Source organism: Eionea flava, assembly GCF_055393785.1.
In genome coordinates this window covers 1,253,065-1,267,732 of sequence record NZ_AP036018.1, presented here as the reverse complement: position 1 = coordinate 1,267,732, position 14,668 = coordinate 1,253,065, and the positions used below count along the sequence as shown (strand labels likewise).

Here is a 14,668-nt window from a genome sequence, read left to right as displayed (position 1 = left end):
GGCTTAAGCCTCCCCTTCTTTCAGGTTATTGATGTATTTTGCATAACCCATAGGGCCCATCCAAAACTTCACAAGATTATCGACGCCTTTTGAGGTTAATGTTGCACCCGAGAGACCATCAACTTTGTAGTTAGCGTTAGACGTATTTGCGTCGACCGTACCTTTTATTACTGTCAAATCAACATTGCCCGACTCACCGTAAACTAACTTACCTTGCCACAAACTCTTCCACTTAGGGTTATCAATCTCCCCTCCTAATCCCGGTGTTTCACCGTGCTCATAAAAAGCTAGGCTAGACACTGTATTTAGATCGGCGTCCAAAGACATAAAGCCATACATTGTCGACCAAAGGCCATAGCCTTTAATTGGCAAGATCACTTTTTGTAAGCCCTCTGCATTTTGCACAAGATAAACTTTAGCAACATCTACGCGACGTGAGATCTTCGCTAAATCGTTCTCAGCCGTTAATGCCAATGACTGCGAAGGCTCTTTAGAAGCTGCGCGTTGGTCATAGGCATCAAGATCAAGTGCATCGGTATACTCGCCAGTATTAATATCGACGAGTTTGGCCGTAATATTTTCAAACATCTCACTGATACTTTTACCTTCAGCAATACCTTGATCATATAAGCCACCGGCTTTCAAAATATTAATTTTGAAATCTTTTTCTTTATTGGCCACTTGTAAAGGCTTAAGCATCACAGCCGCAGTAGATACCACCACTGAGCAGACGATACATAAAAGAAAAGCAACCAGTAATGTTCTTTGAGTAGAATCGTTTTTAGACACGAGCTAGCCTCCTTTTAATATTGGCCTGCACAACAAAGTGATCCACCAATGGTGCAAAAAGGTTGGCAAACAGAATAGCCAACATGATCCCTTCGGGGAAAGCGGGGTTAACCACTCGGATCAGTACGGTCATTAAGCCGACTAATCCTCCAAACCACCATTTACCAGCATTAGTCATCGATGAAGACACAGGATCTGTCGCCATAAAGACCATACCAAAAGCAAACCCACCGATCATCAAATGCCAATACCAAGGGACATTAAACATTGCGTTGGTATCAGAGCCGATAAAGTTGAATAGGCTAGAAGTTAAAACCATACCCAACATCACACCGGCCATAATTCTCCACGATGCGATACGAGTCACTAGCAAGAAAAAACCGCCAATGAAAATCATTAAGGTAGACACTTCACCAATAGAACCATGAAGATTACCAAAGAAAGCATTCATTAGACCGATTTGAGCATTAAGGGCCTCAACGCCGCCTGAAGCAGCATGCGACAATGCCGTAGCGCCAGTGTAACCGTCTACCGCTGTCCAAACTGAATCGCCCGACATATAAGCAGGATAAGCAAAATAAAGGAAAGCTCGACCAGTTAATGCTGGATTAAGGAAGTTTTTACCGGTTCCGCCGAAAACTTCTTTTCCGATAACAACACCGAAGCTAATACCGATCGCAGCTTGCCAAAGGGGAAGATCTGGAGGACAGATAAGTGCAAATAGAATGGACGTTACAAAGAAGCCTTCGTTCACTTCATGACCACGCTTCATCGCAAACAAAACTTCCCAAAACCCACCTACGACGAATACTGTGGCATAAATAGGAAGAAAGTATGCCGCACCATGGATCATATTGTCCCAAATGCTAGATGCATTATAACCAGCTAAAATGTCAATAAGGCCGCCGCGCCACCCTTCAACTGCGGCTAAACCCATATCCGCCATAATGGTATTGGCTTGGAAACCTACGTTGTACATACCATAAAACATAGCAGGAAACGTACATAGCCAAACAGTAATCATCATGCGTTTAAGATCGATACCATCACGCACGTGAGACGTTGTTTGAGTAACATTTTTAGGACGGTAAAATACCGTATCTACTGCTTCATACAGCGCATACCAGCTTTCATATTTACCACCTTTGTGAAAGTGGGGTTCCATATTATCTAAAATAGAACGTAAACTCATGATTAACCCTCTGTCTCAATACGCGTTAAGTTATCACGCAAAATGGGCCCATATTCATACTTTCCTGGGCATACATAGGTACATAGCGCTAAATCTTCTTCATCTAGCTCAAGACAACCCAGTTTTTGAGCCATCTCGGTATCACCAACGATCAGTGATCGAAGTAACTGAGTTGGCAAAATATCTAAAGGCATAATGTTTTCATACGCACCGATGGGTACCATCGCTCTTTCACTACCATTAGTGGTCGTCGTGAAATCAAACGTTTTACCCTTCATTAAGCTAGAAACATAGATGCCCAAAGTAGAAAATGCATTAAAACCTGCACGTAAATAGTGCATAAATAAACGGTTATCACCTTCTTCTAAAACGCTCACCTGATTATGGTAGCGACCTAAAAAAGCTAAGCTGCCATTAGCAGTACGACCGCCAAAAACGGAACCAGAAATCACGCGATTATTTTCGCCATTAAGGTTGCCTGCAGTTATTGACTCTAAATTAGCCCCTATTCGTGTCTCGATTAAACGCGGCTTATTGACGCGTGGGCCTGCTAATGAAATCACTCGACGCGTATAAAGTTCGCCACTAACAAATAAGTGACCAAAAGCAATAACGTCTTGGTAACCAATCGTCCATACCGTTTTATTCACATTAACAGGGTCTAGGTGATGGATATGTGTGCCTGCATTACCTGCGGGATGAACACCTGCGAAGGTTTCTGCCACAACAGCTGTGTGATCAATCACTGAAAAGCGTGTGTTTTCAGCCGTGCAAACAAATACTTTTCCTTCCGTTAGGCGAGTCAGCACTTTAATACCATTATCAAATGCGGCCTGCTCTTCAGGAATAACAGCATTGGGATCAACTGCAAGAGGGTTAGTGTCTATTGCGGTAACAAAGATAGACGCTGGGATGCTATCAATAGCCGGCACTTTGCTATATGGACGAGTACGCAACGATGTCCACGCACCAGAAAGAACAAGATTATCGACAACTTTCTGTCGCTCAAGATTCTCTAAATCACTTTCCGCATATTGATCAAAATCTTCCTTGTCATCACCTTTAAGATCGATAACAACCGATTCAAGCACGCGGCGAGCACCACGGTTAATGGCGCTAACAACCCCTGAAGCAGGTGAAGTATAACGAACACCATCGGTTTTTTTGTCAGTAAATAGCAGCTGTCCGAGTTTAACGGTATCGCCTTCTTTGACAGCCATGGTGGGTTTCATACCGTTATAGTCAGGGCCAACAATGGCAACTGACTGTACAGCAGGAGATTCTGAAATGACTTGCTCTGGTTTACCGTTGATCGGTAAATCCAGACCTCGACGGATAGTAATCATACGCCTCTAGCCTAAAATTGGTGAATGGAATGTCGTTTGCGCCTTTGCTTAGCTACATTGATTGAGTCTTTATACTCTCAATTAATATACTTCGCGCATGTTCGATTATTTCTGTGTATAACCTATGTAGTGTAGACAATTACACAAAAAAAGCATGGCTTTAGCCAAGCGGCGCAATTATAAGGATCTACAGGGGGCGTTTCCAGTAAAAATAGCAGCTTTGTGTATAAAAATTCATTAAAACTCTGCTTTTGATCATTAATTAGTCTAAAAAAACAACGATAGATACATTGCAAAAAGCTGCTAAATCTAAATCCAAGCACAAAAAAACCCGATGGCGGGATATACACCATCGGGTTTCTCGATTTATTGGACAATAAACTTAGTTAGTTGGATAAACTTCGTAATTAACTCCAGCCATTTGCTCTAAGCAGCGCACTACCTGACAGCTATAACCAAATTCATTGTCATACCAACAATAAAGCACACAGCTATTTTCATTAACAATCGTTGCTTTACTATCAAAAATACAGGCATGACGTGAACCCACAAAATCACTCGACACCACTTCTGGTGAGTTGGTGTAATCGATCTGCTGTTGCAAGGGTGAGTGTAATGCAACGTCGCGCATATAGTCGTTCAACTCTTCCTTGGATGGCTTAGATTTTAATTCAATATTAAGAATAGCCATCGAAACATTAGGGGTTGGCACACGAATAGAATTACCGGTTAATTTACCCGCCAACTCTGGGATCGCTTTTTGAACCGCTTTAGCTGCACCGGTCTCAGTCAACACCATATTCAATGCAGCACTACGGCCACGACGCTCACCGGCATGGTAGTTGTCGATCAGGTTTTGATCGTTAGTATAGGAATGCACCGTTTCAACATGTCCCTTTTCAATACCATACTGATCCATTAACGCTTTCAATACAGGAGTAATTGCATTCGTTGTACACGATGCCGCAGATATAATTTTATCTTCTGGTTGAATCACATGGTTATTGATACCATAAACCACATTCTTCATATCTCCCTTACCTGGCGCTGTTAGCAATACTTTGCTAATGCCAGGGCAGTCAATATGTTGTGACAAGCCCGCTTCGTCACGCCACACACCTGTACTATCTAGCAAAATTGCATCATTGATACCATGTTCGGTGTAGTCAATTTCTGTCGGCGAATTGGCATAAATCACTTTGATCTCAGACCCATTACAAACAAGAGTATTGGTGTCTTCATCAACGCGAATAGTACCTTTAAAACTGCCGTGTACTGAATCACGACGCAACAAGCTAGAGCGTTTAACCAGATCATTAGGGCTCTTACCTTTACGAACAACAATCGCACGCAGGCGCAATTGATCGCCACTACCGGCCTTTTCAACCAATAAACGAGTTAATAAACGTCCTATCCGGCCAAAACCATAAAGAACAACATCCTGCGGCTTTGCTAACAATTTATCAGCTGAACCAACAAACTGCTGTAGCTCAGTGGCAACCCATGCATTCACATCGGTACCTTCTGGCTGCTCCATAAACTTTACCGCCAATTTACCTAGGTCAATATGGCAACTACCTAAGTTAAGCTCTGTCATGGCCTTCAAAATAGGAAACGTTTCGAATTCAGAGAGTTCGTTTTCTTCTACCTGGCGCACAGCACGATGTGCCTTCATGATGTCGATCACAGAGCGGTTGATCAATGGCTTGCTGTACATATACGTTTTAACGTTAGACTCACGGTACAACTGCCCTATTAATGGGATAGCCGCCTCAGCTAATGCTTCGCGTTGTTTCCAATCTTTGAAATAATCGTCTGGCTTAGGTCGATTCACCGTAGGTCACCTTATATAGTTGAAATGTAGTTGAATTGAGACTGTAAAATAAAGAGTAAAGAAATTCAGCGGCTGCACTCGCTTGCCCGCTCCCGCTTAAAAGGCGCGTATTATCGTAATTTGTGGTAATAAGCGCAAGTAGCGGATAAGGTTTTAAGCTAAGGATTTAATGTATTCAGCCACTCGAACCAACACCTCTGTCCAGTTGCCTCTGTTTTTTTGACGATACAATTGCATGGTTGGATACCAGGGCGTTGTATCAGTCTCCATCTGCCAGCGCCAATCACTGTCGTAAGGCAGCATATTAATGACAGGTTTACCTAAGGCCCCAGCTAAATGAGCAACAGCGGTATCAATGCTGACGATAAGGTCAAGAGATTCAATCAGTAGCGCTGTATCAGCAAAATTACTTACCTTATCGGAGTAATCCTCAACATTGTATTTATTAAGTTCGCGTCTTTCTTGAGCAGAAAGGGGAAACTTTAAATTAACAAACTGAACCCCTTCAATAGCTAATAATGCGCTTAGCTGATCAAAAGAAATGCTTTTTTCGTATTTAATATCTTGCGCAAGCAGCGCTTTATCATTGACTATAGAATTGACTGCCGTACTCCATACAATACCTATATATCTTTTCGGCTGTTTTAACCTTTGGGTTTTGATCGACAATGCCAGTGATGAGCAAGCAGAAAAACAATGAGTAGAAGTATTAATATAGGGAATGACAGCCGGAACCGTATGACACTGAAGGCCAAAGTGGTTCATACAGCTCATGAGAGGCAAGTGATAGTGATAAGGCCGAGTTAAATTGATTTTATTACTTGAAATAACAGCAACATCATCAACGCCATCAAGACCTTTTAACAATAACTCCAAAGACGCATAAGCAGCAGGTAGGAGTAACAAGGTGTACGCTCCTCTTTCTGCTAACAAACGTAAATAGCGAGAAAACTGAATAACATCACCAAATCCCTGCTCTGCCCAAACGATAACCCCCTTCCCTTCAAGCAACTTTGACGGCATTGATAAATCCCCTGGCCAACGAGGAACTGTAAACGCGCTGTCCCGCAGAAGATAACTTTTTTCAAACACGTCAAATCGATGTTCGTATAAAGATAAGCCTTCTTCATAACGGCCAAGCTGCAGCAAGCTGACGCCTAAATTGTACGCAGTACTCGACGAACTCTGAATACTTAATGCTTTGGAATAACAGTCTACCGCTGAAGCATAGTTGGTTAAGCGGCTATATAAAACTGCACATCGCCTTAGCAAATCAGCAGTAGGCGCAACAGCCAAACGTAACTCACATACAGACAACAATTTCTCGTACGCGTGAATACTCCAAAAGAAATCATACAAGCGAGAAAAAGTGGCGTCATCCAAAGCATGAATGGAAGAACAGATAATCTCCCACTCATCTTCAAATAGTGCTTGCGCATCTTCTATTAAACCCACACGATATAAGCACCATGCTCGCGTAATACACCAATAGGTATCATTAACAACACTATCAGAAAAAATAACATTCTCACAACAAGATGCTGCACGAGAAAAATCACATCGCTGAATGTGCTGCTCTGTCTCTTGATATTCTTTTTGAAACATAATTATGAGAATTAATGAAGGAATGTGGAACGGTGATAATTTGAAGACATAGTAACAGAAAATTGATAGGCGCTATTGCATAACTCAATCATCTAAAGAATTAGCAAGGAGAGAAACAAAGATATTCAGAAACAAACCAATGACAGGCTATTAACTAGATTGCTGTCGATGACTAGCCTCTTCGATTAGCGACGCCATAGATTTATTATTGCGTTTAATTTTACTAGTAGACACCGTAGCAATATTAATGGCGTCACTCGTTATAATTTCTGATACAGACTCTTTTTGAGCAACCACTTCTTTAACAATCTCGACTAGCTGCTCTTCCGACCACGGCTTAGGTAAAAAACGATAGATATTGGCTTCATTAATCGCATCACAAAGATCATCAAAATCACTTTGCCCTGATAACATAATACGCCCTATCTGGGGGTATTGCTGCTTTACTTGAGTTAAAAATTCAGTGCCGTTCATTCCAGGCATACGCTGATCAGATACAACCACATCAACGGTTTCATTGTTAAGTAATTCAAGTGCAGCAGCGCCTCCGTCTGCTTCAAAAACGTCAAAGCCATTTTTTCTAAAAATGCGATGCAAAGATGAACGTATAGAGCGCTCGTCATCCACTAACAAAATTTTTGGCTTCATATTTAACCCCTAACACCACAAAACGTTTAAGCCTAATACATTAACCGTACGCTATATAGCATAGGCAAACCGACGGTGTTAGGCCAATAACCATTTATCCCTAAGATCGACAAATCTATAATTAAGCAATATATGACCTGACATAAGTACCCGCACATAATAACGAGGCAGTCATAACCTTCAACCACACTAAACGCTCTATCTAATCGATCTTTGAACGCCCTATTCTGACAAAGGAATGTCGATAATAAACAAAGTACCCTTACCCTCTTCACTCTCTACGGTAATTACACCGCCATGATCATCGATAATTCCCTGTGAAATAGACAAACCTAAACCAGTACCTTCACCCTCTGGCTTTGTCGTAAAAAAAGGGTCGAATAGTTTAGATAAATGTTTTTTAGAAATCCCCTTGCCGGTATCTGCAATAGAGGCTCGTATATATTGCTCATATTTTTTTGTCGATATTGTTAACATACCTTTATCATTAACTTTATCAGATTGCATAGCCTGAGCCGCATTCACCATAATATTCGTAAACACTTGCGTTAACTTACCTTTATTACCGATACATATAGCATTTTCTAAAAAATCAGTCTGAACGTCGCTATGGTATTTGAGCTGATTATTGGCTATTTTTAGTGCATCAGACAAGCACACATTAACATCACACGCCTCCATCACATCATCTGATGCTCTAGAATATTCTCTTAATCCATTCGCAATGGTAGACACTCGTTGCACGCCATAAATAGCATCATCTACAAGCCCTTGAATATCACCATCGATAAAATCCATATCATTATCATCACGATAAGTTTTTAACTCACTTATTTTTTCTGCCAAAACGTTTGCTTTTTCTTTTTCAAGAAAACTTTCAATTAAGCACTGTTGAAGAGAAATAAATTGGCGATAAACTTCACTATATTCTTTCAATGCCGACAAGTTACTGCCTATAAACGCAATAGGATTATTAATTTCGTGTGCAACACCTGCAGCCAACTGCCCGATGGATGCCATTTTTTCAGAATGTACGAGCTGTCGCTGCGCTTGCTGCAACTGACCATAGGCTGACTGAAGTTCATTTTTTTGATGTAGTATTTTTTGGGTTCTATTTTCAATACGCTGTTCTAACGATTTATTTAACTCTGCCAATTCTTCTTGATAAGCCATCGAAGAGGCGTTTGCCTGCGTTAACGAATCTACCATTCGATTAAAGGCTCCAGCGACATCACCAATCTCATCGTTCGAATTAATATTAATTTTGCTATCTAAATTTCCGGCCGTAACCGCACGAGCAGCATCTCTCAAAACCTTAAGTTGCCTCGTTAGAAAAACACCCAACAAAAAAGAAAAGAAAGCAATTAGCAGTATCTCGATCAAGGCAATGGTAGCTGCCAAATACCCTACTTTTTTATTCTCTTGATCAATGTAACCCGTTGAAAACCCCATTTCTATACGACCATAGGAAGTATCACCAACAGCAATGACCGTTTCAGAATCAAAGACACCATCATTAACTACGGCATACGATTGGTCCACAAAAAAAGGGGCTTCGGTATAACCACTGTTCATACCTATAGCAAGCAACTGGTTATTGGTGTCGTACACTCGCGAATAGAGCAATGATTTATTTTTAAGTATTTCATCGGTATAGGCATTAAGAGAAGCTAGATCCAAAGACAGCACCGCATCTTTAATGGTGGTTGAAAACAAATGTGTCGTAGAAGCAATATAGTCTTCAAATTGCTGCACACTTGTTTGGCGCATATAGCTTAAAACGGATGCAAGTAATATTATTAGCAGCAAGGTCTCGATTAAACCCACACCGACAATTATTTTTAGGCGTAATGACATAAGAAGAAAATGCGATTACTTGTTAATAACATTGCTATTGATCGATAAGCCACGTACATCATCCCAATCACTATTTTTTGCGGCAACAAAGCCATTTTTTACTTTTAGCGACGCTAACAACTGCTGGCCTTGCTCGCTCTCATTCATCGCAACTAGTGCATTTCTTAGGCGCTGAATCACATCATCCGAATGACGAGGATGACTAGCAATAGCATGCGGTGTATATTTTTTTGACTCCCACAGTATTCTTAATGTTGATTTAACTTGGCTATCTGTATTATTGAGGGTGCGCTTAACACCGCCACCCGCCGCGAACAAGCCTTTAGATACCGCCAAATATACGGAATCATGTGATGAAACATAAGAAGGCGTGTAATTAATACCTTCTTTTTGCAAATAACTTTGTGACAATATTGTCGCCGCAAATGCAGCCGGTGCAGGGAATGCCATTTTTTTACCGTCTAATTCAAGCATAGAATTGATCGGACTATCTTTGTGAACAACAACAACACCACTAATCGGCTGATTTTTTCTTTTAACCACCGCTTGATAACCCGGGCTCGCATTAAACGTGGTGAAATGATAGGGGTTCATATAGGCAAAATCATATTCTCCACTGGCTAAACGACGCTCAAATTCAGGGATGTTTTTAGCCGTCACAAAGTGTAATTTAATGCCACTTTCTCTACTCAAACGGGCTAACAAAGGGCCCCACAACTGCGCTAGGCGCTTGGCTGACTGTTGAGGCACAACACCAAAAGAATAACTTTTGGTGTCTACTGCACTCGCAGTGAGTGACATAGAAGCCATCAATATCAACCAACATACGGTAATTGCTTTCAAAATCCACTCCCACTCTTATCATCGACTCTTATTAGTATAGTGAGAAGACACAAAAATAAAGCATGTCTTTAAGAACAAAAAACACTAGAGACTTAACGATAAATGAGATGCGGGTATAAACATGAAGGAAAAGAGTGACCGCGTAATAACGCGGCCGATGCAGGAATAAAATCGAAAAAGTTTACAAAGGAAGAAAAATCGCTTTTGCCACGCCTTGGGTCACCCCATTAATTGCTCGCCGATCACCATCGGCGGCAATTAATGCCATCATATCTTGAATAGATACTAATTTTGCAATCAATCGCTCGAAACTAAGATTCGTTGTTTCTCCCGTCAATTCGGTAGATAAGAGTAAACGTTGCCCATTTTCATTTTCCTCGGTGCGTAAACGCCAAGAAAAGGTTTCAATATTGCGTGCAGAATTGTATAACTTTTGTTCATCCAACTGATCAAATACGTAAAAATCAAGGTGATAACCATAGCTCTGATGCACCATGCTCATCAAACCAGCAATCACCGCAAAAATTCTGTCGCCGGTATAGTTTTTATCGAATGCTAACTGTAGAACAGCAATACCCTCTATCCCATCAATCAATAGCGGGCTATCGTCTTTAACCGCTGACCGCAGGCGATCTACCTGAGCGTCTATCGTATTATTCTCTTGTTTTGCCAGTTCGCTAGGGTTGCGCTTATAGAGCTTTTCCATCAATTCATATAATAAACGTTCGGTTTCTTTCCTATGCGCATCCGCAACAAAGTCTATATCGCCTTTGCCAAGCTGCTTTACATTAAATCCTTCTCCACAGCCCGCTAACAAGACACAAATGAAACAACAAACGTATAAAAACGGATTGCGAAAAGAACAGTGATATTTATATCGATGAATAGGCATAAAAAATGTACATATGGTTAACGGGTGAATTCAATAAAATGTATACGATTTATTACAATTGTCACAGACTATCACGATCCGCTTCGTTACAATAGAGCGCCAAGGAACCTTTGAGCAAACGCAGTATCAATGCAACAAGACATCAAATACTCTATGAATAACCCGACATCTAATACCCCCACTCAGTCATGCCAGTTGTTATCCCCTCTACAACCACCTATCGATGACAATAACAAGCTGGGGACAAAGCAGCAGTGGGCGGGCTTAACTGGCGCGGCCAATGGTTTGGCCATCATCAACACCGCCAAAGTCCGACAAGCGGTGTTGGTTGTGACACCAGATACCGCCAGTGCCAACCATTTACTCGAAGAGTTACACTTTTTTAATGATCAAGGCGACAGCCGTTTACCCGTATTACACTTTACCGACTGGGAAACATTGCCCTATGATGTCTTTTCACCTCACGACGATATTGTTTCAACACGCTTAGAAACATTACACCATATTACAACTCTAAAAAAAGGGATCGTGGTGGTAGCAATGAACACGCTGATGTGCCGGCTACCACCGCTCGATTATTTACAAAAATATAGCTTCATTATTAAAAAGAATGATGCGATCAACATTAATGATATGCGTTTACGCTTAGAATCGTCGGGCTACCATTGCGTTGATACGGTCTACTCACATGGGGAATTTGCAGTTCGTGGTTCATTAATCGATTTGTTCCCCATGGGTAGCTCACTGCCCTACCGTATTGATCTGTTTGATAACGAAGTAGATACCTTGCGCACATTCGACCCTGATAGTCAGCGCAGTATTCAGCAAGTAGAAAATATTTATTTACTGCCGGCCAAAGAGTTTCCTCTAGACGACGCTGGCATTCGTAATTTTCGTACTCATTGGCACGATCGCTTCAATGTCGATCATCGACAATGTGCCATCTATCAAGACATTAGTGAAGGGATTGCACCCGCAGGCATTGAGTATTATCTCCCCTTATTTTTTGACCATTGCGTATCCCTTTTTGATTATTTACCAACGGACACACCTATTTTTTCTCTGGCAGGTATTGAGGCCGCTGGCGAGCATTTTTGGCGAGAAATACACAACCGATTTGAAAGTCGTCAAGGCGATTTGCAGCGTCCTATCTTATCACCCGCCGACATTTTTTTACCGGTCGCTGATGTTTTTTCACATCTCAAAAAATTTACTCAATATGTCATACAGCCTTCAGACGCTGGACACCTTACCTTTGATAGCCAAGCATTACCTGCGCTTGACGTTGATGCCCACGCGCCACAGCCTTATCACTTACTCGTACAATTTTTACAGCGGTTTACTGGGCGCGTATTGTTTTGTGCGGAATCTGCCGGCCGAAGAGAGGCGCTACTCGAAGTACTACAACCCAATAAAATAAAACCACAACAAGTGGATAGCTGGACTGATTTTATTGATGATGACTTACCACTCGCAATTACAGAGTCAGCGATTGAGCAAGGGTTTATATTAGGCTCGCCCGCTATTGCAGTCATTACTGAAACTCAACTATTTGGTAACCAAGTTAAACAAAGGCGCCGCCGAAAAACATCACAAGACATCAGTGATCAAGTTATCAAAAATTTAACTGAGCTAAAAATTGGCGCACCTGTTGTGCATTTAGATCACGGCGTAGGTCGTTATCTTGGCTTAGAAACCATCGTCGTCGGGCACGGTAAAGATCAAGAAACCAATGAATTTTTAATGCTACAGTATGCTAATGATGCCAAACTTTATGTGCCGGTTACTCATTTACATTTAATTAGTCGCTACTCCGGTGCTGCTGAAGGGCTAGCCCCCTTACATAAACTCGGCAGCGATCAATGGCGAAAAGCAAAAGAAAAAGCGGCTAAAGAAGTACGTGATGTTGCCGCAGAATTACTGGATATTTACGCACGACGCGATGCCCGTGTAGGTTTCGCCTTTCCTTACAATAAAGCCGACTACCAACTATTCTCAAGTAGCTTCCCTTTTGAAGAAACCCCCGATCAAGAAGCAGCCATTCATTCGGTTCGCAATGATATGCTCTCTGAAAAGCCTATGGATCGCTTAGTTTGTGGTGATGTGGGTTTCGGTAAAACCGAAGTCGCTATGCGCGCTGCATTTATCGCAACACAAGCAGGTAAACAAGTGGCAGTTTTAGTGCCGACTACATTACTGGCACAACAGCACCATGAAAACTTTATTGATCGATTTGTTGATTGGCCTGTCAACGTTGCCGTTATTTCTCGTTTTCAAACGGCAAAAGAAACAAAAGTTATTGAAGAAAAAGTAGCAAATGGTCAGATTGATATTTTAATTGGTACACACAAAATATTAACGACAGGCTTTACCTTTAATAACCTCGGCTTATTAATTATTGATGAAGAACATCGATTTGGTGTACGTCAAAAAGAAGCCATTAAAGCTTTCCGGAGCGAAGTCGATATTCTTACCTTAACGGCCACACCTATTCCACGCACGCTCAATATGGCGATGCATAGTATCCGTGACTTATCCATTATTGCTACACCTCCTGCCCGACGTTTATCCGTAAAAACCTTTGTGCGTGCTTTTGACGATGCCCTTATTAAAGAAGCGGTGTTACGAGAAATATTACGCGGCGGACAAGTTTACTTTTTGCACAATGAAGTTAAAACCATAGAAAAAACTGCGCGCTATTTATCTGAACTTATTCCAGAAGCGCGCGTTGGCACCGCTCACGGCCAGCTACGTGAGAAAGAATTAGAATATGTCATGTCTGAGTTTTACCATCAACGTTACAACGTGCTTGTCTGTAGCACCATCATTGAAACCGGTATCGACATTCCTAACGCTAATACCATTATTATCGAACGCGCAGATAAGTTTGGGCTGGCTCAGCTGCATCAACTACGAGGTCGTGTCGGCCGCTCTCATCATCAGGCCTATGCCTACTTAATGACGCCACCACCAAAAGTGATGACAGCAGATGCTGAAAAACGTCTAGAGGCGATCTCGAAAGCCGATGACTTAGGCGCAGGTTTCACACTCGCAACTCACGATTTAGAAATCCGTGGTGCTGGTGAATTACTCGGCGATGACCAAAGCGGACAAATGCAAACGATTGGCTTTACCCTCTACATGGAGATGCTAGAAGAAACCGTCAGAAAAATTAAAGAAGGTAAAGACACCTCCAAGTCTTTACTGATGCCAAGTAACGTCGATATCAATCTGCATATCCCAGCACTGATACCCGATGATTACCTACCCGACGTACACACGCGCTTATTGTTTTATAAACGCCTATCATCAATTAAAAACAATAAAGGCTTTGATGACCTTCAAGTCGAAATGATTGACCGCTTTGGCTTATTACCAGAACCCGCAAAGCACCTAATCCGTGTAACGCAAATTAAGCTAGAAGCTGAAGCACTGGGTATTGATAAAATTGATGCTAATGCCAAGCGCATTTCTGTTGAATTTTCATCAAACCCCAAAACCGACCCACTTAGCTTGGTTAAAATGGTGCAAACGCAACCACAAATTTATCAACTTCGTGGTGCAAATCAGTTACTATTCCATCATGATATGCCCTTTGCTGAAGAGCGAATCACTACCGTCAACGAACTGCTGATAGCACTTACCCCTAGTTAAGGAAACCT

Annotated in this window: 10 protein-coding genes; 1 reads left to right on the top strand and 9 read right to left on the bottom strand. The window is 41.7% G+C overall.

Annotated features, from left to right (window positions below; genetic code table 11):
• Positions 1-3 precede the first annotated feature (3 nt).
• The 9 genes from ACZ5O6_RS05855 to ACZ5O6_RS05815 form a co-directional block, all read right to left on the bottom strand.
• Positions 4-789 carry a Na(+)-translocating NADH-quinone reductase subunit C gene (locus ACZ5O6_RS05855; RefSeq protein WP_447090893.1) on the bottom strand — a complete coding sequence of 262 codons (786 nt, stop codon included), beginning with the start codon at positions 787-789 and terminating at the stop codon, positions 4-6.
• Positions 782-1,981 carry an NADH:ubiquinone reductase (Na(+)-transporting) subunit B gene (locus ACZ5O6_RS05850; RefSeq protein WP_447090892.1) on the bottom strand — a complete coding sequence of 400 codons (1,200 nt, stop codon included), beginning with the start codon at positions 1,979-1,981 and terminating at the stop codon, positions 782-784. The genes ACZ5O6_RS05855 and ACZ5O6_RS05850 overlap by 8 nt, the downstream gene beginning before the upstream one ends.
• Before the next feature lie 2 nt (positions 1,982-1,983).
• Entirely contained in the window at positions 1,984-3,327 is a 1,344-nt protein-coding gene (locus ACZ5O6_RS05845; RefSeq protein ID WP_447090891.1) for a Na(+)-translocating NADH-quinone reductase subunit A, read from the bottom strand.
• 382 nt (positions 3,328-3,709) lie between these two features.
• On the bottom strand, positions 3,710-5,161 hold the full coding sequence (locus ACZ5O6_RS05840) for a glyceraldehyde-3-phosphate dehydrogenase (RefSeq protein ID WP_447090890.1): 1,452 nt from the start codon (positions 5,159-5,161) through the stop codon (positions 3,710-3,712).
• Between the two features lie 153 nt (positions 5,162-5,314).
• Positions 5,315-6,766 (bottom strand): tetratricopeptide repeat-containing glycosyltransferase family protein, encoded by a 1,452-nt coding sequence (locus ACZ5O6_RS05835; protein WP_447090889.1) that lies wholly within the window; start codon positions 6,764-6,766, stop codon positions 5,315-5,317.
• 150 nt (positions 6,767-6,916) lie between these two features.
• The gene (locus tag ACZ5O6_RS05830; RefSeq protein ID WP_447090888.1) at positions 6,917-7,414 is read right to left on the bottom strand and encodes a response regulator; all 498 of its coding nucleotides are present in this window, start codon (positions 7,412-7,414) and stop codon (positions 6,917-6,919) included.
• A 222-nt stretch (positions 7,415-7,636) separates the two neighbouring features.
• The gene (locus ACZ5O6_RS05825; RefSeq protein ID WP_447090887.1) at positions 7,637-9,271 is read right to left on the bottom strand and encodes a sensor histidine kinase; all 1,635 of its coding nucleotides are present in this window, start codon (positions 9,269-9,271) and stop codon (positions 7,637-7,639) included.
• Between the two features lie 15 nt (positions 9,272-9,286).
• Positions 9,287-10,114, bottom strand: a complete 828-nt coding sequence (locus ACZ5O6_RS05820; RefSeq protein ID WP_447090886.1) for a phosphate/phosphite/phosphonate ABC transporter substrate-binding protein — start codon at positions 10,112-10,114, stop codon at positions 9,287-9,289.
• A gap of 181 nt (positions 10,115-10,295) precedes the next feature.
• A complete protein-coding gene (locus ACZ5O6_RS05815; protein WP_464283549.1) occupies positions 10,296-11,006 on the bottom strand; it encodes a hypothetical protein in 711 nt (236 codons plus the stop codon).
• 153 nt (positions 11,007-11,159) lie between these two features.
• On the opposite strand from ACZ5O6_RS05815, the gene mfd reads away from it, so the two are divergent.
• On the top strand, positions 11,160-14,660 hold the full coding sequence (mfd, locus tag ACZ5O6_RS05810) for a transcription-repair coupling factor (protein WP_447090884.1): 3,501 nt from the start codon (positions 11,160-11,162) through the stop codon (positions 14,658-14,660).
• Positions 14,661-14,668: the final 8 nt, after the last annotated feature.

Excerpts from the sequence above, each read along its gene's own strand:
- ACZ5O6_RS05850 (WP_447090892.1), bottom strand. The coding sequence starts at position 1,981 with ATGAGTTTACGTTCTATTTTAGATAATATGGAACCCCACTTTCACAAA.
- ACZ5O6_RS05845 (WP_447090891.1), bottom strand. The coding sequence starts at position 3,327 with ATGATTACTATCCGTCGAGGTCTGGATTTACCGATCAACGGTAAACCA.
- ACZ5O6_RS05835 (WP_447090889.1), bottom strand. The coding sequence starts at position 6,766 with ATGTTTCAAAAAGAATATCAAGAGACAGAGCAGCACATTCAGCGATGT.
- ACZ5O6_RS05830 (WP_447090888.1), bottom strand. The coding sequence starts at position 7,414 with ATGAAGCCAAAAATTTTGTTAGTGGATGACGAGCGCTCTATACGTTCA.
- ACZ5O6_RS05825 (WP_447090887.1), bottom strand. The coding sequence starts at position 9,271 with ATGTCATTACGCCTAAAAATAATTGTCGGTGTGGGTTTAATCGAGACC.
- ACZ5O6_RS05815 (WP_464283549.1), bottom strand. The coding sequence starts at position 11,006 with ATGCCTATTCATCGATATAAATATCACTGTTCTTTTCGCAATCCGTTT.
- mfd (WP_447090884.1), top strand. The coding sequence starts at position 11,160 with ATGAATAACCCGACATCTAATACCCCCACTCAGTCATGCCAGTTGTTA.